At 46.3% G+C, this 19660-nt stretch carries 10 protein-coding genes and 1 pseudogene; 3 read left to right on the top strand and 8 right to left on the bottom strand.

Annotated features, from left to right (window positions below):
* Positions 1-18: 18 nt before the first annotated feature.
* From WMW72_RS10515 to WMW72_RS10530, 4 genes are all read right to left on the bottom strand, one after another.
* Positions 19-6264 carry an OmpL47-type beta-barrel domain-containing protein gene (locus WMW72_RS10515; RefSeq protein ID WP_341415401.1) on the bottom strand — a complete coding sequence of 2082 codons (6246 nt, stop codon included), beginning with the start codon at positions 6262-6264 and terminating at the stop codon, positions 19-21.
* Between the two features lie 90 nt (positions 6265-6354).
* The gene (locus tag WMW72_RS10520; protein WP_341415402.1) at positions 6355-7902 is read right to left on the bottom strand and encodes an ABC transporter substrate-binding protein; all 1548 of its coding nucleotides are present in this window, start codon (positions 7900-7902) and stop codon (positions 6355-6357) included.
* A 71-nt stretch (positions 7903-7973) separates the two neighbouring features.
* The gene (locus WMW72_RS10525; protein WP_341415403.1) at positions 7974-8882 is read right to left on the bottom strand and encodes a carbohydrate ABC transporter permease; all 909 of its coding nucleotides are present in this window, start codon (positions 8880-8882) and stop codon (positions 7974-7976) included.
* A gap of 12 nt (positions 8883-8894) precedes the next feature.
* Positions 8895-9836: an ABC transporter permease gene (locus WMW72_RS10530; protein WP_341415404.1), complete on the bottom strand. Its 942-nt coding sequence runs from the start codon at positions 9834-9836 to the stop codon at positions 8895-8897.
* Between the two features lie 231 nt (positions 9837-10067).
* Here WMW72_RS10530 and WMW72_RS10535 point away from each other — a divergent pair, with 231 nt between their 5' ends.
* Complete coding sequence (locus tag WMW72_RS10535) at positions 10068-10577, top strand: AraC family ligand binding domain-containing protein (RefSeq protein ID WP_341415405.1); 510 nt, start codon at positions 10068-10070, stop codon at positions 10575-10577.
* A 17-nt stretch (positions 10578-10594) separates the two neighbouring features.
* The gene (locus tag WMW72_RS35560) at positions 10595-10918 is read left to right on the top strand and encodes a helix-turn-helix transcriptional regulator (protein ID WP_423227534.1); all 324 of its coding nucleotides are present in this window, start codon (positions 10595-10597) and stop codon (positions 10916-10918) included.
* Here WMW72_RS35560 and WMW72_RS10540 read toward each other — a convergent pair.
* A complete protein-coding gene (locus WMW72_RS10540) occupies positions 10869-11933 on the bottom strand; it encodes an SGNH/GDSL hydrolase family protein (protein WP_341415406.1) in 1065 nt (354 codons plus the stop codon). The two genes, WMW72_RS35560 and WMW72_RS10540, sit on opposite strands and share 50 nt — an antisense overlap.
* A 241-nt stretch (positions 11934-12174) precedes the next feature.
* Here WMW72_RS10540 and WMW72_RS10545 point away from each other — a divergent pair, with 241 nt between their 5' ends.
* On the top strand, positions 12175-14508 hold the full coding sequence (locus WMW72_RS10545; RefSeq protein WP_341415407.1) for a glycoside hydrolase family 2 protein: 2334 nt from the start codon (positions 12175-12177) through the stop codon (positions 14506-14508).
* Positions 14509-14518: 10 nt separating this feature from the next.
* On the opposite strand, the gene WMW72_RS10550 is transcribed toward WMW72_RS10545, so the two are convergent.
* The 3 genes and pseudogenes from WMW72_RS10550 to WMW72_RS10560 form a co-directional block, all read right to left on the bottom strand.
* Positions 14519-16909, bottom strand: a complete 2391-nt coding sequence (locus tag WMW72_RS10550) for an AraC family transcriptional regulator (RefSeq protein WP_341415408.1) — start codon at positions 16907-16909, stop codon at positions 14519-14521.
* A gap of 477 nt (positions 16910-17386) precedes the next feature.
* Positions 17387-17761: pseudogene (locus WMW72_RS10555) on the bottom strand (sigma-70 family RNA polymerase sigma factor); the annotation flags it as partial.
* A 15-nt stretch (positions 17762-17776) separates the two neighbouring features.
* A complete protein-coding gene (locus WMW72_RS10560) occupies positions 17777-19279 on the bottom strand; it encodes a recombinase family protein (protein WP_341415409.1) in 1503 nt (500 codons plus the stop codon).
* Positions 19280-19660 lie beyond the last annotated feature (381 nt).

Here is a 19660-nt window from a genome sequence, read left to right on the forward strand (position 1 = left end):
AGGCTTTCCATACTCCTTTTACAGTTGAAATACAACCGTTGAATCTGTCGTTATGTTACTGACGATCTCTCTGTAAATCCCGTTGTAAGTCATGCCAAAGGTATAAGAACCAGGCAATAATTCCTTACTGATTCCTCCGCTTGTTGTCACGCCAATCGTCTGCCAACTTCCCGAGTAGAAGGATGCTACACCACCGTCTAGCAGATTCCCTTGACTGTCCTTCAGCTGTACCGTGACCTTGACCATCTGAAATACGACTACGGGGTCCGTTCCTGTATGTTGGACAATCTCCTTACTTTTTCCCTCATAAGTCATGCCAAAGGTATAGGAGCTAGGCAATAACTCCTTGCTGATCTCGCCTCCGGTTGTATGGCCGAGGGTCCGCCAGCTTCCTGCATAATACTTCACCGTACCACTGTCCAACGGATTCCCCAGACTGTCCTTCAACTGCACCTTGGCCTTGACGGTCTGAAATACGACTACACCGTCCGTTCCTGTATGTTGTACAATCTCCTTATACGTTCCCTCATAAGTGATGCCAAAGGTATAGCTTTTATCCTGTAAAGACTTACTTACAGTTCCCAAGGCATCCGTTACGCCAAAGTCTTTCCATCCTCCGTCGTAGTATTTGACCACTCCGCCGTATAATGGATTTCCGGTGCTGTCCTTGAGCTGAACCTTCACCGTTGTAGCGGCGAGATTAAAGCTTATGCTCTTGGCTGTCTCGCTATTGCCCGCTAAGTCGGTTGCTCGGTACAGGAGCGTATAGGCCCCCTGCTTATCAAAGGTGAGCGCAGCTGTATAAGGCGTCCATGTCGCTCCGTTATTCACGCTATAGACGGCCTGTGCAACGCCAGACACGTTATCCGAAGCGCTTAATGTGACCGTAACGGGGCTGACGTAGGTACCGCTTGGTCCGTCCGGCGCTGATGGGGCAACGACGGACGTTGTTATTGGAGACGTTCCGTCGATACGGACAGTTACCGTTTGCGTCGCTTCCTGATTGCCGGCTACGTCCTTGCTATAGAAGTCCAGCGTATGCACGCTTTCCCCTGCAATCGACACGGTATTTCCGCTTGTGTAGACCCCATGGTCCAAGCTGTAGAACGTCCCTGCGACGCCGCTTTCCCCATCGGTGGCCGTCAGATGAACGACTTGAGCCGTCGTTACCCAACCGGAAGGAGCGTCATGACTCGTAACGGGCGGGACAGTATCCACAGCTAACGGTCGGATCTCCACATCATCGACATAAAACGGGGTGCCGGCACCTTCCGTATATAAAAACATGGTCGTTTCGGTTACAACACCCGTTTCATTAATAATGAGACTCCCTTCAACTTGCTTCCATTCCGTAGCACTCAGGGGTGGACTGACGAACATAATATACTGTGTAGGCTTAGGATTACCGTCTACTTTATATTGCAAGCCGATTCTGATCGTCTCGGTCTTTGTAGAAACAGATGCTAGCTTCGCCCAAGCTGAATAGTAATAGGGTTTGCCCTTTACAAGTGAGACGGGAAATTTAACGCCTCCGTATCGATCATTCTTCGTCAACAGCAAGGACTGCTGGCCCGAATGATGTTCCGCAGAAGTCATCTCAGGCATGGCCAGATAAGGGTAGTTAGGAGCCGCTAACGTACTGCCTTCCATGCCCGGATCCACAATAAGGTTTGTGCCTTGCACCACGTTTGTCGGTGCTGTTACCGTAACCGCGGCTACGGCTTGCGTACCCGAATCATCGGAGATTGCTTTAATTTGGGTTGTGCCCGTGCCCACGCCTGTAACTATCCCATCGGCATCGACGACTGCTACAATCGGATTCCCGGATTCCCATTTGATCAGCTTATTGGTTGCATTGGCCGGTGTTACCGTCGGGACAAGCGTTTGCTTATCGCCCAGCTGCAAGCTAAGCGTGGTTGGCGTTAGCGACACTCCCGAGACCCCAACCGTTGCATCTACGGTAACGAGCACGGATGCCACTTTTCCGCCATCTACTGTTGTTGCCGTGACGGTCGCTGTACCCAAGCTTGCGCCATACACCATGCCATTCACATCCACCGTTGCGACACCCGGATTGCTCGAACGCCAAATTAATTCTTTGTTGCTGGCATTCGCTGGTGTAAATTGAGGGACCAGTGCCTTAGTCTTATCAACACCGACCGTGAGTGAAGTCACACCCAAGCTTACATTCGATGGATGTATCCAAGCCGGACTTCCCGAATCTGTCACTAACTTGACCGCTACATCATCGACGTAATAAACGCCGCCTGGATTGTTAATTTCCGTATAGAGATACATGAGAACATTAGATACGACTCCTGATTCCTGAATGGTGTAAGTACCTTCGACCTGCGTCCAATCTCCCGCCTTCAAGCCTGGGCTTGTAAACATAATGAGTTGCTTGGTGACCCCGTCCAAGTTATATTGGATTCCCACCCTCAAAAATTCGCTCGATGACGAACCATTTGCCAGCTTCGCCCATGCGGAGTACGTATAGGCCTTTCCTTTTTCCACATTCAATGGAAATTTAATACTGCCGTAACGTGTCGTTTTCGTGATCTTGACGGACTGATGGCCGCTATGAGATTGTGTCGTATCCTTTACAGCAGTCGCATTCTCCAGTCCATATTGTGAAGTTTTACTTCCCTCAAATCCCGGATCTTCAATGAGATTATCCCCTTTGACAGCAACTGTCGGCGTTATTTCCAATTGAACGGAATCCAGACTGAAGGCTCCGGAAGCCGTCGTTGGCACCACTTGAACCTGCTTAATGGTTCCCGTCCAGGCAGCTAGACTCGAGGTATCAAATACATATTCCCGATAGACGGCATCGTTCGGGTGGATATAAGACGAGAGCATTTTCGCCTCATTCCAATTGCTATCCGTGGTCGTCGTAAAATAAACCTTCGCCTCGTCGCCGCTTGTCATGTTGTTCATTCGGACGCGAATCCGCCTAATATCAGAAGCTGCAACTTGCAAATCATCCGGTGAAAGAATCGCTGGCTGGACACTTCCCGAAATCCCGTTTGAAGTTCCGCTGAAGACGCCATTCGCAACGACGGGATTCGCGATCTGACTGTTGGCCGTCCAACCGCTGCTCGTCGTAAAATCCCATGTAATCGCCGTTGGATACACATTAACTTTTTGTGTAGCCGCATCCCATTTGGCAATCGCGCCAAAGGCCTGATGAAGATAACTGAGCGGCGCCATTACTGTTCCGTTCGCAAGCTTGACGGGAGCATGTTCTAACGTAATCGCTTGGCTTCCCTTATAGGCAACGCTATCGCCAACCTTCAGTCGATAAACCACGTTATCCTTCACGGCTACCAAGGTATCGTTCAATGGATCCCATTCCGGCTTCGCCCCGATTTGCAGGTACATATCTTTCATAGGAAGCATCACGATGCCGTCCTGCAGAAGGGCCGGTTGGCTGAACGGTTTGTAAGTGCCGTCGACGTAAGTCCGAATACCGGGCTGCGGCGAGTAGATCGTTCGAATGTAATCGATACTGATTGGCCCGACGGAGGAAGTCGGATCGATGCGTAATTGCCGGATGGTTCCCGTCCAGTTCTTGTTTTGCCACGCCTCAACAACGTAGTCTGTATACCCGTTATCCAGCGGGTTCACATAAAAGCCGACGGCCTTGGCTTCATTCCAAGTCCCATCCGCCTCTGTCGTAAAGAAGAATCGGCCGTCGATATCGTTCGTACCGTTCTTCATGCGAATGACGAGATAGGGAGTATCCTCCGCCTTAATCCCGAGGTGATCTGCGGATCGAATACCGGGATCGGTATTGTTCGATACGCCGGAAAAAGTGCCGTCTTGCACAGTCACGCCCACAATCTGCTTCTCGACTGTCCAGCCCTCCGCATCGCCCGGAGTATTGAACTCCCACATGTTCCCGTAGACATTGGTCATCACGGGCTGGGGTCGGTTCAAATTAGGAACCACTCTCCCCGCGGGATACAGGGTATTGATCCGATCCTTCTGGGCTTGCGTCGGCACGCTATCGGTATGCGGCGCGCTGCCGGCAAATACATTGCGAATGGCGTCCACGTAGCCAAAGCCGGCCAGACCGGCAGGCATAATGAAATGTCCTTCTCCGAACTCATTCCAGTTATCCAGCATAACCAGCTTTTTGCCTAGACTGCCTGCAGGAAGCGATGGCATAAAGCTATCCTTCGTCCACTGCGCCAAGGACTGGAATTCCGACGGCGTCGCATAATAACCGAAGTTCAAGCCCCAAGCCGTATCATCTCTGCCCATGCTCAAACCAGGGATAATATCGATGGCGCCGGCATCCCTCTCTAGCGTCATCTTCAGCTTCTGAAACTCCGGATGGCCGCCGAAGGAGCCCCAGGAATACGCATACACGCCATCAAAGCCAGCATCTTTGCGTTTCTTCAACTGCTGGGGGTCCGTCCCGTTATACACGTTCAGCAGGATAATGCCCTTAAGCCCCGCTTTTTCCACTTCGCTTCGTAAGTTATCCAGCTCCAGCTTCACGTTATTGCTGCCTTTAAAAGCATTTACTAACTCATCATAATTGTAGATCGTGAAAACAGGTTTACCATCGATCTTCAAATAACGCGGATCTTTAAAATAATATTCAATCCAGTACGGAATCAGATTCGTTCGGAAATCTTCCGCATCCTGGACCTTGGAATTGAGGTTTTCAAACATAATCGCGAAATCGATTTGATTGCTATATTGGCTATTAAAATAGCCGTTATCCAAAGCATGCGATAAATACGAATCTTTAATCGGCATCCGATCGGTGTCTCCGCCAAGTGGCCTGAACCAGCAGGACATCTGGAAATTGATGCCGTGATCTATGAGCCATTTCGTCTCCCAATCCGCCGTTTCCGGGCTGCCTTCGTCGTAGAACCCTAGAAGAGGCGTCCGATCCGGGTAAGGCTGAATCATATCCCACCCCAGATGATGGCCTTCTCGCCACATCGGGCAGCTTTGGACGCCTACAGCCGGAGCGTCCGTGCTCTTACTGACCGCAACAGGAGCCGGCACATAGTCGGCAGGAAGCGGTACCGTTTTATACATGAGAATGTCATCCAGCCACATTTCGCCCCGATACGAAGAGGAGGTCGTGAACTTGAGGGTGTCGACGGAAACTGCGCCCGGAGCCAGTGCTACACCTTGAGCGCTGCGCTTATCGTTGATATAGATATCCGCTGTCGCTGTCGCCCAATTCACTTTGATCTGAATGTGCGTCCACAGATTCGCTAAATACTTGTAATCCAGCGAGACTGGTTGCCCGCTGCTGTTGACATAGGCCAAATCATCGCCCACCGTCGTTAGTTTGATGACGCTCGTCGTTCCGCTTTTTAGCTCAGCATCCAATCCATCCGCCTTCTGCTTGTATAGAACTTTGAAGTCGTAGGTAAAATTATCCGCCATTGGCGATATCGCTTTCGACAGACTCATACTGCCGGTGCTACTAGCCGCGTTCAGCTTCATGCTGTTAATATCCGGCTGCGGCGAACTAAGCATGCTCTCGACGGTAATGGCGCCCCCTGACGTAACTGCAGACCAATCCTGCGGGATGGCGCCGCCCTTCACGACGGAAATAAGTCTTTCATTCACGGCGTACCCTTTATAAATTTTCAAAGGACCAAAGAAGAAGTCCCCCATGGAGGCAGCGCCTGTTTGCACTTGAAACTGGTTCAGTGTCGTTACCGCATTTTTGAACGTTGCACCGTTCGCCTTCATGATGCCATTAATGTACACATCTGTTGTGTGCGTGTTCAGGTTGATAACAACCTTGATCCCATATTCGATGTTTGCCGTATAGGCTTGTAGGGGAACTACGGTGTTTGCGGTCTCCAGACTGAGCATATTGTTTTGTGTAAGTAAGCTGACGCCTACGACTTCATCGCTGAGCAACTGCCACTTCAAGCCGTCAATGACTGACATAGGCTTAATGCGAAATTCCATGGTCAGCGTGCCTGCGCTTTGCGAAACAAATTTCTTCTTCATCGAAACGGGCAGTACCGTGCTCGTATCGCTGATTTTGAAATTCGTGTTATACAGGGAGACCAGAGCCCCTCCTGCAGCGCGAACATCCCACCCGGACGGCTGGCTATTCCCTGGCGTCAAGGCTGACAAAAACGAAAAATTCTCGTCAATCAAATAACCCACTTCAGGATTGGCGGCTTCCGCTCTAACATCGACCGGCTGACCAACAAATAGGATAGCGAAAACAATGAAGGATGTAAGGAACATGCCGTACAGCTTTTTACTCATCATCAAACTCCCTTTCCTTCTGAATTTGCATGATTAGAAACAATGACTCTACTTCTTATTCGTAGAGTCATTGTATTGTCATAAGCTTAACCTTTATTTATTCTCTGCCTTCCAAGCATCATATTGCTTCTGAATCTCAGCCATTACTTTATCGATGCCAGCGTCTACCAGTTTCTTCTTCGTTTCCTCCACATACTTCGGATAATCCGGCATGGATCCCGTCGTAAAGATCGGATTCGCCTCTTTATTGACGGCATTGATTTGCGCAATCTCCGCTTTGACCGACTCATTATTAAAAACAAAACCAAGCAGACCAGAAGCCTTGCCGTTCTCGTTTGTCTTTTTCATGGCTTCCAAAGCTTTCGTTGTATTCCAGTTGGAATCCCACTGATCCCAAAGCGGCCCAAGCCAGTTATGCCAAATGGCCCAAGTTTGTTCAGCTCCACTTTTTGCTACAATAGTTGGTTTATCATCTTTCACTGTACCCGATTTAACCGTGTAGTTTTTTCCTTCCACGCCAAAGGCAAGTGTATTCAATAAGAACTTATCGCTCCAAATATAATCGAGCAGCATCATCGCTCTTTCCGGATTCTTCGACGTTGCACTAATCGCTGTCGCAGCTGCCGTCATGGAGGCCGTGGATATCGTCGGTTGTGAGCTAAATGTTTCAACAGTCGGGAATCCATAAGTGCTCGTCGATTTCGACCCATCCTCGGTATAACCGCCTGAGTCGCGCAGCACGGCATATTTTCCGGATTTCGCTTCTGCCAGATAATCCGTTTTGATCGCCGCGTCTTTGGCAATATAGCCTTTCTTATAGAAGTCGTTCATCATTCGATAATTCTCATAATTCTGAGGAATATCAAGCGTCTTGACGAATTTGCCTTCCTTCTCGCTAAAAGATATCCCGCCTACAACTGTTGTATAGTCGGGTAATCCTACACCAGAGGTCGCTCCATTGGCTGTTGCAATGACTGGAATGATGTTCGGCTCATTCTCTTTAATCGTTTTCAGGAATGGCTCTAAGTCACTAAGACTCTTGACGCTCTTATAATCAAAATTATACTTTTCAACTAGATCTTTTTTGAAAACATAGGCAGATGCCGGACTATAAGGGGTCTGGGCAGGAATCGCCATAATTTTCCCTTTATAAGTAACCGCTTTCCACGCGCGCGGATCTACCTTCTTTAATATGTTTTGACCATACTTCTGCAATAAGTCATCCAGCGGCAGAAATGCCCCTTTTTGCACATTGGTATTTAAATTATTGGATGAGTTCGAAGTAAAAACAAGATCATAAGGCTCGCCTGCAGCTGATTTCAGCTTGATCTTATCTTCCCAGCCTGCGTTATCAATCAAGTTAAAGTGCAGTTTGGCATTCAGTTTTTCCTTGATTAATTTGTTCGCTTCCGCTTCAACCGCTTCCTGGTCCTTCAAGTTGTCAATAGGTTTGGGCATGAACCAGCTAATATCCACAAAATCTTTCGTGAGATTCGCACTTGCCTCCGTGCTTGCAACCGGGCCGGCGCCTGCTTTCGGTTTCTCGGTTGTACTGCAGCCACTCACCACAATCGTTGTTGCCAGCAAGACGGATGTTCCTGATGCCCACCATGTCGAAGACTTTGCCTTTTTATCTTTCAAATGGATTGCCTCCCTTATATTGTCTTTATATAATTTACAGATGCCGTATGATTTTCCTGCACCTGAAACTATTAACCTTTGACAGAACCTACCGTTAATCCCTGCACAAAGTACTTCTGGAACAGAGGGAAAACAAGCAACATCGGTCCTGCAGCCAAAATACACATCGCCATGCGAGCACTTAAGGAAGGTACTTGCATGCCCGGTTTCACAAGTCCATATTGAATGGCCTCGCTTGAATTCAAATACTCCATATTTTTGAGAACCCGAATCAGTAAGTATTGCAGCTTCATGAGATGATCTTGATCCATATAAAGTAAGGTCAGCCACCAGTCATTCCAGTACTGAAGCGCAAAGAACAGACCCAGGGTCGCGAGTGCCGGTTTCGATATTTGCAGCACAATTTGCGTAAAGATTCGAAGTTCCCCTGCGCCATCCATTTTCGCGGACTCGATGATCGCATCCGGTATGGTCTGCAAGAATCCTTTCATCAAGAGCACGAACCAGCCGCTAATCAGATAGGGCAAGATGAGTGCCAGGATATTGTCGCGGAGTCCCAACCACTTCACCATGAGGATATAGGAAGGAACCATCCCCCCATGAAAGAGCATCGTGAAGAAGATGAAAAAAGCCAGGAACGAGCGATAGGAATAATCTTTACGCGAAATCGCATAGGCGTAGGTCGTGGTTACCCACATCCCAATGAGAGACCCTACAACCGTCGTACCGATCGTAACCAAGTAGGAATTGAATAGAACTTTAGGTTCGTGCAGGATCACCTTGTAGGCATCTAACGTGAAGTTCTTCGGAATCATCGAATAGCCGAATTTGATAATGTCATTTTCCGTTTGAAAAGAGGTGCCGATGATAACGAGAAAAGGAAACACACATACCGCACACAACAAGATAAACAGGATATGAATCACGAATTTCCCCGTCGTGAATGCAGGCTTTAGCCGAATTGCTCTTTGACGATTCATAGTCGATGCTCCTTAGAAAAGTGAATTTTCCGGGTTGATTCTTCTCACGATAGTATTGGTGCACAACACTAGGCAAAACCCGACGATCGATTGGAAAAAGCCTGCTGCTGATGCCATCCCAATATCGCCCATATCTATGAGAGAACGATAAACGAACGTATCGATGACATCTGTTGTCTCATAAATCAAGGATGAATTCAGCGTCACATTGTAAAAAAGTCCGAAATCACTATAGCAAATACTTCCAATTTGCAGGATAACCAACATGATAATCATCGGCTTGATCATAGGAATTGAGATCGAAAAAGCCTGTCTAACCTTACTTGCTCCATCGATTTTCGCAGCATCATAGTACTCGGCATCAATGCCCATCAGAGCGGCGTAATAGATCACAGATCCATACCCCAATCCCTTCCAGACAGCAGCCGCCACGAGAATATACGGCCAATATTGCGGCTCGCTGTACCAGAGGATCGGCGCTTTGCCCGCGGCAACCAAGATACTGTTGATGACGCCATGCTCCATATCAAACAGCGCCCTGAAGGCAAAGCCAGCGACCACCCAGGAAATAAAATAAGGAATGAACAGAATCGTTTGATAGACCTTCACAAATTTGCGGCTCAGCTCAAACAGCAATAAGGCAATGACGATGGAGAGAAACGTCCCTAACATAATGAACACCATGTTATACAGGATCGTATTGCGCAGAACGCGATACAGCACATTGCCATGAAATAAGAAACCGAAATTGTCTAACCCCACCCAAGGGCTATTCCATATTCCCAGAGTGTATTGGTAATTCTTAAACGGAAGCAGCAGTCCATAAAGCGGAACATAATTAAACAGTAAAATAAGCAGGAAGCCTGGCAGCGCCAGCAGGGTCACCCCGAAATTTTTCTTGAAAGTTCTTACCATCCATCCAACACATCCTAGCTTTGAAATTTTGCCTGCCATCTTGGTCGATACCCCAACTTTAGGGAATGCCCCAGGGAATGTACATTATAAACTAGGTATTTTCCTTCAAAATGTGTAAGTAATCTGCTTTTCCATAGGGTTGGAAAACTCCAAATCAAGTGAGTTCATCTAAGCTTGGTAAGCGTGGAAGGAAAAGCGTCTTATCTCCTCCAACTCATGCAGTTGATATTGTATACTACACATAAGAAAGTTAAGAAGAGGAGCGTAGACATGCGAAAAATGCCAGCGACATATCGGTATATGATCGATGAATTTCTCACGCCATCCTTTCATTTCAGCATCTCCGAGTATGAGGTAAGCCGGTTTCACGATTTGCATGGCCATGAATTTTTTGAGATGGAGATTGTTCTATCTGGAAAAGGAACGCAAATTCTGAATGGAGAGTCATCCCAGCTCGTCCAAGGCTCGGTTTACCTGCTAACCCCTGTTGACTTTCATACCATCATTCCTGTCCCAGGCTTCCCTCTTCGTTTAATCAATTTGAAATTTACGGAAGAGTGGCTCGATGAGGAGCTGCGACTCTTCCTCTTTAGGCAGCCTAATCGCTTGATCGTTCGCTGTGAAGGTGAGCATTGGGTTAACATCGAAAAGGAATGTCGCAGATTATTAGCAGAAAGCACAGCATCCAGAATCGGCAAAAGACAAGCCATCCGCGCCACGTTGGACAGATTGCTTGTCGATCTGCTGCGTATGATTCGACGGATGCTGGACCTACATTAGACACGCCTTCCAGCGATGTGCCAGAACGGATCAAGCTGCGCAAAGCCCTGAACTATATCGATTTCCATTTTCGTGAACCGATTACTTTGAAACAAGCAGCAGCACACACGTCTTGGAGCCCGAACTATTTCAGCGAAAAATTCAGTACCATCATCGGCCAATCGTTTCAGCAATATGTGCAGGAGCATAGACTTCAATATGCCCATAGGCTGCTGCTCAATTCCAGCTTACCTGTTACGGAAATAGCGATGGCTTCCGGCTTTAATTCCTTGCCTTATTTTATTCGTTGTTTTAAAAGTAAGTATGGGGTGTCTCCGAGTGCTGGGCGGCGGGTTTTGTGAATTCTAGATGATCCCTCAGCAGCGGGACAAAAGCTTGGAAATAAAGCCAGTGCCCATAATCATTCGGATGATTGATGTTGTTCAGAAGCAGACTTTCCGGCAATTTGCCGGCTTCAAGTTCCTGCTCCCAAACCGCTGTGACGTCAGCTACACCGGCGCCGTATTCCCGGCCCAGCCGGCGGATGATTTCCGCATACGTGCCAGTCAATCCGCTGGCATACCACCATTTCGGATTCGGCAGGCAAGGCGTCACGAGCACAAGATCGCAGTTGTCCAACTTCTTGACGGCCTCGATCATTTGACATAGATTGCTTTCAAAATCCTCCGGCGAAACGCCCAACTCTTCACCATATTTGTTCTGATCGTTCATACCGAATCCTATGATCACGAGATCAGGGCACAAAGGAATGACATCGCGCTGTATGCGATTCTTTCCATCTTTGCTCGTTTCACCTCCGACTGATTTGTTCAACAGACAGATTCGGCTGCGCGGATAGTAGTCATTGAGAAATTGATGAACCCGGTTAAAGTACATAAACTTTTCTTCGCTCGCTTCCCCACCTGCACTAATGCTGTCACCAAAAACAACGATCGAACTCTCCTCGCCGGTTCGCAATTTGGAAAGCAAGCGCTCCACCCTGGCTCGATTTCCGCTATCGTGGGCAACGAAGAACTCCGTAAACGGATCGCTATCATACACATAATCCCCATACACGGTAAATTCACGATTGCTGCAGTTTTTGAACGTTGCATGATCAAACACCGTTTGGCCGTATAATTCGTGACGGGACCAATCCGGGATCCGGCTTTGCTTCGTCCGGCGAATGACACCGCGATCGTAATCGACGACATAGTCTATTCCCTCTGCGTAAATGATATTGTCCGGATGATCCTCATCCGCATGACTCCGCAATACCATACCCAGCTTGGCTAAAGGACGGTATCGGATAGACATGTTCTCTTCTTTTGCAAAAATGAATGCTTCCGCAGTCTGTCGGCGGCTCTCTACATTCATGGGCGCGCAACTCCTTCAATTGTAAAATCATTTCACCCGAGGTCAGCCTGATTTCAAATCTTTCTCACTGCACAACTCCACTTTAGGCGATGATTTTGGGAAAGTATATTTCACATTAGGCATTTTCCTTCAAAATTAGTCATAACCGAAAATCATGCAATTGTTCTGAACATACGGCAAGTTTTTTCTGAAGCATCCTTTTACAATGGGTTCATTCCCACCTATTTAAGGAGGATTACCTATGACAACTGCAACATGTTTAGATGGAGAATGGAAGCTTATTTATTTTCCTCAAGGAAAATGGCCTATCCACCATCCAAATGAGCTAAATAGCTTAAATTTGCCTTGTATAAGCGCTCAGGTACCTGGGAATGTCGAGCTCGACTTGGTAAGGAGCGGCCTGATTTCTGAGCCCTTCCTGGGAACAAATATCAATGAACTCCGTCCATACGAGCTTTATGAGTGGTGGTACAGCTTAGAGTTTTCCGCTCCGCCGACGATGGCGGGCAAGCGAACCGAACTGGTGTTCCAAGGTGTAGATTGCTGCGCAACCTATTGGTTGAACGGCGAAGAGCTTGGCTCCAGCGACAATATGTTGATCGAGATAAGACTCGAGACCACGCATTCACTGCTTTGCGATGGGGTGAACAAGCTTTTTGTACGGTTGCGTTCGCCTATTATTGAAGCTATGCAGCGTAGTACTGACGCCATTTGTTATGGACCGCTTACCAATGGCGAGCAGTTATTTGTGAGGAAAGCGCCTCATAACTTCGGATGGGATATTATGCCCCGCGTGGTCTCTGCAGGCATATGGCGATCCGTATCTTTGGTCGCACGTGAGGATCATGCTTGGAGTGAGCTTTATTTCTATACCTTATCCGTGGATAAAAATCTTTCTGCTGCACAAATCGGATTATTTTACCGAGTGGCAACAGATCCTGCGTATTTTTATCATGGATTGGAGATTCGAGTAACAGGTAAATCAGGTACCTCCGAGTTTCAGATGAGTAGGCCCGTCTTATTCAACACAGGCTCCTTAACCATATCCCTAACGAATCCTCAGCTCTGGTGGCCACATGGGTATGGGGAAGCCCATCTCTATGAGGTTACAACGGAATTGATCTATCAGGGACGTACACTTGCTTCACATACGGAGCGCATCGGGGTTCGTCAAGTCGACTTCATTCGCACAGAAACAACGACTGTTGAGGCTGGCGGCGAATTTCTATTTAAAGTCAACCACATCTCGATCATGTGCAAAGGCTCAAATTGGGTTCCGATGGATGCGTTTCATAGCCGAGACGCCAGTCGCTATAAGAACGCACTTCAGCTATTCTCTGATACAGGCTGCAATATCGTCCGCTGCTGGGGAGGAAACGTCTATGAAGACCATGCATTTTTTGACTTCTGCGACAGTCATGGGTTAATGGTCTGGCAGGACTTTGCAATGGCTTGTGCGGTCTATCCCCAAACGCCCGAATTTAGTGAGTCCATTCGGCTTGAAGCACGCTCCGTTGTCAAAAAGCTGCGGAATCATGCCTCGCTTGTCCTATGGTGCGGGGATAATGAATGTGACGAAGCTTATCAGTGGTATGGGTTGCCTGATCCCGGTGTGAATCAGATTACCCGTAACCTGCTTCCGCAAATGATCCAGCAATATGATCCTCACCGGGCTTATCTGCCAAGCTCTCCTTATTTATCTCCTGAGGTCATCCGATCAGGGAACATGAACTTAGCTCCTGAGCGGCATCTTTGGGGGCCGCGCGATTATTATAAAAGCACCTTTTATAAGACGAGTACGGACCATTTTATCAGTGAAATTGGTTACCATGGCTGTCCGAATCTATCGTCGATCCAGAAGTTCATCGAACCCGATCATCTATGGCCGTTTAACAGTAAGGATGAGCAATGGATGGCCCACGCAACGGAAGTTAGCGGCTCACAAGGACATAACGCGACGCGTATCCAATTAATGGCGAATCAAATTAAGGAGTTATTTGGGGCCATTCCTGAATCTTTGGAAGACTTTATACTCGCTTCGCAAATTTCCCAAGCCGAGGCCAAAAAGTTTTTTATCGAGACGGCGCGGCTCAAAAAATGGCGTAAAACAGGGATCATTTGGTGGAATATGATTGACGGTTGGCCACAATTCTCAGATGCGGTCGTTGATTACTACTATGGCAAGAAGCTGGCTTTTCATTACATCAAAAGAAGCCAGGCCCCCGTCTGCATAATGATCGATGAGCCTGAGAATTGGCATGTCCGAGTAGCCGCAGGCAATGACTCCAGAGAATCAGTTGCCGGCACCTATCGTATTTGGGATGCAGATTCCAATGAAACGCTTATAGAAGGGAGCTTTGAGGTGGAGGCTAATGGAACTTCCGAGCTAGGGAAAATCCCGATTTCACATGCCAAGCAGCAATTGTTTCTAATCGAATGGAACTTCAATGGACGAACCTATGGCAATCACTACCTGCTTGGTTTCCCAGCTTTCTCATTGAAAACTTATAAAAGCTGGCTGCCGCAAATCGCTGCTATCTCCAATGAATTCCAGGCCGATGAAATCGGTCGATAGGGGGACGATCCTATTGAATCAAATTAATCATATTTCTCCGCAAGGCATATTCCTTCGGTGTGACCTTATATTTCTTTTTGAACATGCTGAAAAAATAGGTTTCATTCAAGATCCCGACTTTCTCCGCAATTTCATACACATTAAGGTCATCTTGGATAAGAAGGTCTGCCGCTTTGGTTAACCTAAACTCGTTGATATAATCAGGAATCGAGATATGGGTTGCTTCCTTATAGGTTTTGCTTAAATTTCTTGTGGATATTTTCATAATCGAAGCAATAGAAGTCAAGCTCAAGGAAGGGTCTTGATAATGGTTTTGAATATATTCCGTGACCGCATCTACCAAAAAGTAGTTTAGTTTAGTGGTATTTCCCTGGAAATCTTTTTTGAACGAGTCTTGCAGGGCATCTACAATGATCCGATGAATCTCGACCATCGTCTCCTTCTCCAAGATATTGCGACTGATCGAAGAGATATGCAAAGATGGCGCAACAGTCACTTTCATTTCTTCCAATGTCTCTATAACCTTATCCACGAGTCTTATCATGGAGACTAACGCATTGTGATAGTTTAGCGTGCCCACCTCTTCAAAAATGTTCCCCAAAACCTTCTCTTTCGCTTCGGTGTTGCTTGATTTCATTGCATCCACAAGCAACTCCTCATAATTTCTGGAATAGCTCGTTTTTTTATTTTCCACATTTATTTTAATCGTTTCGTATGTGATAACGGAGGAATGCCCTAATAATAAACGATACATCGCCTGATCTAGAGCCTGATTATACATACTATTCAATTCCTGTATGTGACTCGTCTTTTCACTAATCGATGCCGTAAAGGTAATTTTAAAAAAACGGGAGACATTCTCTTGAGCTTCTTCTAGAAGAGCGTGCATATGTGATTGAAAGTGAGCATCTTCTTCCGGAATACTTACAATGAATACGACATGATCGTCCTTCATATCCAAACCTTCGTTTGGATACTTTCTTGCCATAATTTCTGATGCAATATTGATCATAGCAAAGCGAATCGTATCTTTATCCTTGGCATGGAACGCATGCTGAAATTCCTTATAGTTATCAATTTTCAATAAACAAATGGCAAAGGAACCCTCCATGACTAAAGAAATCCTCATTTCTTTAAAAATGCTTTCCATCTCTGCCCTGCCGATGGATAAACTCTCCGTAAGCAGCCTGCTTAACCAATAGTGCTTCATAACATCTTTGTACTGCACCTTTTCCTTATCAAAATGATCGAGCATTTCCATGGATTGTCTGTAAACGGTGTTCAAATAAGAAATTTCATCAACGACCTCGTCTTTGTCCGATCTCCGAATCCGATCTAACATGATCGAATTCACCAACGTCCCAACGGGTCGATATATCTTTCGAGAAATGCTTATGGATATCACCAACGCCATGACCAAGAAAATGAGTGTAATTATGATAATACTCGTTCTTAAGCTGTTGATATACTTATAGATTTCAAGAACAGGCTGCGTTTTTAGCAGCGTCATCCCCGTGTTGTCGACATTTGTGTAAGTGACTAAATATTGCGTTCCACCACGCTTGCTTTGAAAAAAACCATCTCGTTCGGCCTCTGGATGTGCTGTTTTATAGGCCAAAAAATCCGTTTTCAGCCAACTCTTGATTGCAGAATCATGGGTTCCATCATCCAAGTATTCGCCAACCTGGTCCAGAATGAATACTTTATCTCCCTTTTGTTTATCTATCATATTGATTTGATTAATGTTCTCTAGCAACCACTCCGGTTTAACGTTAATGACTACAACGCCATCCGGTTTAGCCCCACTAGCCGGAGTATCGTATATAAAATAGGAAAAAACATACTCAGGCTCGGTTACTCCGTTTACCAGTTTTTTGATATCACGGAAAATCGGTTTAAGCTTAGGAAGCGCTTGATCCGAATTAATAAAGTCGTAGAGCATCTGATCTTTAAAAAATAAAGGAAAACCCGAACTATAGGATTGATCCAGATTCCGATTATAAATGCCGACGGAGTGAATATAAGGAATAGCCGAAGTGACAGAGCTAACGACTTTAGTCAAATGCTTTGACACCTCAATCATATCTTCATTCTTTGCATACATGATAGCGGTTACATCGCTGTTTAAGTAAAGAAATTTAGATAAATTGGTAATCGTTTGATCCATAAACGACATATTATACTTAACTTGATAAAGTATTTTTTGATTGGCTGCATATTCATTTTTGACCAAAAGATTTTGCGAATTTATATATACAACTGTAGATAGAACAAATACAAGAATCAAAATAGCCGTGCTAATCCAAAGAACCATTTTTATAAAATAGGCTTTAACTCCAAAAAAAGATTTTATGTTCATGCCTCCATATTCTCCTTTATTCGAAGTGAAAGAGACTGGCATGCATCAGTCCCACCGTGCTACCGGAATTATGTAGGGTGTCATCTCACTGTAATTGGTTTATGTTCGCATGTATACTTTAATATAAGTCTTTTCCTATAAATTTGGTACTTTAAAGTTTGGCCAAAATCTTTGCTAATCATCAGTCGTGGTCTGAAGCGGTTTCCCCAACAGCACATTAGCTCCCATGTTCAACGATACCTCGACATATGATCTTTATTGTTCAATGAGATCAGCAAGCGGGGCGCCTACAGCGCTGGAAAATTTGAATCCATGGCCAGAAAAGCCTCTAGAGAAATCAAATAGCCCTACGATTTCTCGTAAGGCAAGTATCAATTAACTGTTATTCTCTATCCCAATCTAATAAACTAACCGCCCATCCCTAAACCGCACAACAATCAGCCAGCTGAGCATCCATCTTTTCATAGAATGCGATTCATACGAAATGTTTTGAAAATTGCAAATCCTGTCCCCTCCAACTTACCGCTTCGCCTTATAAAACTCATGGTACAGCTTCATCAGCGCTCGCTTCTCAATCCGCGACACATAGCTTCGACTGATGCCCAGCTCCTTGGCAATCTCGCGCTGCGTCCGCTCCTCCCCGCCATGCTCCAGGCCGAAGCGTCCAACCACCACTTCACGTTCCCGCTCGTCGAGAATATCGAGGTTGCGGTAGATTTTGGACTTCTCAATCTTGAGCTGCACTTTATCTAAGACCTCATCGGCCTCCGAGCCAAGGATATCGATCAGCGTGATCTCATTTCCCTCCTTGTCCGTACCGATGGGGTCGTGAAGCGAGACGTCTTTTCGGGTCTTTTTGAGGGAACGCAAGTGCATGAGAATCTCCATCCTAATGTCTTGATATGTGCATTAGAAGGTATATATCTCCACCTCATCGTCATACACCCTGATTTCCTTAACTATGTGCCGTATGAGTTCTTGTTTGTCATCAACCGTCAATTCCCCTTGGTTCTTCTGCAGGTAATACTCGACCGCCTCCTTAACCACATTTCGACTAACATCAAATTTTTTCTTCTCCCCAAGTTGACCTTCAAGCACGGACTTACGCTGAAGCAGTTTTTCTTCTTCCTCTTTCATATCACGAAGCATGTCGCGTATTTCATCTTCACCAATATCCTTTCCCCCGCCAGCGAATAAGGCGAGCAATTTCTTTCTACCGGATCGATTCTTCTCCATGTCTCGCTCAATCCGGTCCAACTCAGCGCTTTCAAACGACTGATCATTTTCAGGCTGCTTCGCTGCAGCAATCTCGTCCGGCTGGTTCAGCCAAGCCGATACTTGATCCCAAACAAAAACATCGATATCTTCGCACTTCACACGGTTTCCACAGCCTCGTTGAGCGTATCCTGCTGTATTTTTGATGTCAGTATATTCAAATACATACTTTCCCCAGTTCTTCGATTTTCGACCGGTCATCGTGTTTCCACATTTTCCGCAGCGGATAATGCCGGAGAGCAGGTATTTGTTTTTCGCTTCACGCGCAAAGCGACGCTTGGATTCTCCCAAAAGAAGTTGGGCGTGCTCAAACTGTTCTTCTGATATGATGCTTGGCACGGGTATGTATATCCAATCTTCCTCAGGCCTAAGTTTCATCGGCACTTTGTCTTCTTTGTTCTTTTTGTACTTGTTACCTAGCATCCCCTCAGTGTTCCATTTATGCTGATAGAATTTACCCGTATATACTGGATTCATAAGCATCTGTCTGACTACCTGTTTGTGCCAGACAGCAGCTCCTTTTTTTGTGGGTATGCCTTGCTCAGTGAGGTAAAGAGCAATTCCGTTTATCCCTCGTATCGATTGACTAGGAGAAGTGAAGGAATCGAATATGAACTTAACGATTCTTTCTTCGTCTTCTAATACATACATGGATCTGGTTGACTTTTCATATCCATAACCGTACACGTGGTAATCGCGTAGAATCTTTCCCTCTCGAGCTCTACCAATCCGTCCGCGACTCATTCGCTCATTAATTTTCGCTTTCTCGAATTCACTGATAGCACCACGCATCTGATAAAATAGACGGCCCTCAGGAGTCTTAGCATACTCGCCATTCACAAATAATAGTTCAGCTTTCTTCTCTATCTCATCCGTAACTAACAGTTGGTTCATAAGGCTACGGCTCCAGCGGTCAGGATCGAGCGTTATCACTTGAGTTATGATCCCGTTTCTAACGTCATCCCGTAGCTGATCGAGTCCAGGGCGGTCCAAAAACTCGCCTGAGTAACCATCATCGATGTACTCTTTTATTGATTCGGTCCCTGCCTTTTTTCGGCAGTCCCGTATCTGTTCTGTGAGACTGGTCCCCTTCTTGGCTTGTTCTTCTGTCGATACCCGGGCATAGATTCCGATCAAGGTACTCCCTCCTGTACTTTTGATACAAATAATCATAACAGGCGGATCTGTATTTGTCAGTAGAGTCGGATAGGATCATCCTTACATGCATCTGTGCATCACCTCAAGGAAGTGTATGCATTAACAGTTTGTACACATGCTGTGGATGAATGTTATTATTTAGGAAGTAAACTATGTAGGGCGTGTGAATAATGAGTTTTGATCTGGATATGGCCGAGTACATATTGAATTATCTCCTTGACAAATACCCGGACCGTTATCATGGATGGACTGTCGCCCAGGTCATGGCGCAACCTCGGCATAGGAGAGTATGGGCATGGTGGGAGGCACATGTACATTTTGGGTGTGAGGGGTGGTATAAGTCCGTGGAAGATGCTCCTC

Source organism: Paenibacillus filicis (assembly GCF_038070315.1).
Taxonomy (GTDB): domain Bacteria; phylum Bacillota; class Bacilli; order Paenibacillales; family NBRC-103111; genus Paenibacillus_G; species Paenibacillus_G filicis.

Bases quoted from the DNA above. Each gene is read 5' to 3' on its own strand.
- WMW72_RS10515 (WP_341415401.1), bottom strand. From the start codon at position 6,264: ATGATGAGTAAAAAGCTGTACGGCATGTTCCTTACATCCTTCATTGTT.
- WMW72_RS10525 (WP_341415403.1), bottom strand. From the start codon at position 8,882: ATGAATCGTCAAAGAGCAATTCGGCTAAAGCCTGCATTCACGACGGGG.
- WMW72_RS10530 (WP_341415404.1), bottom strand. From the start codon at position 9,836: ATGGCAGGCAAAATTTCAAAGCTAGGATGTGTTGGATGGATGGTAAGA.
- WMW72_RS10535 (WP_341415405.1), top strand. From the start codon at position 10,068: ATGCGAAAAATGCCAGCGACATATCGGTATATGATCGATGAATTTCTC.
- WMW72_RS10540 (WP_341415406.1), bottom strand. From the start codon at position 11,933: ATGAATGTAGAGAGCCGCCGACAGACTGCGGAAGCATTCATTTTTGCA.
- WMW72_RS10545 (WP_341415407.1), top strand. From the start codon at position 12,175: ATGACAACTGCAACATGTTTAGATGGAGAATGGAAGCTTATTTATTTT.
- WMW72_RS10550 (WP_341415408.1), bottom strand. From the start codon at position 16,909: ATGCCAGTCTCTTTCACTTCGAATAAAGGAGAATATGGAGGCATGAAC.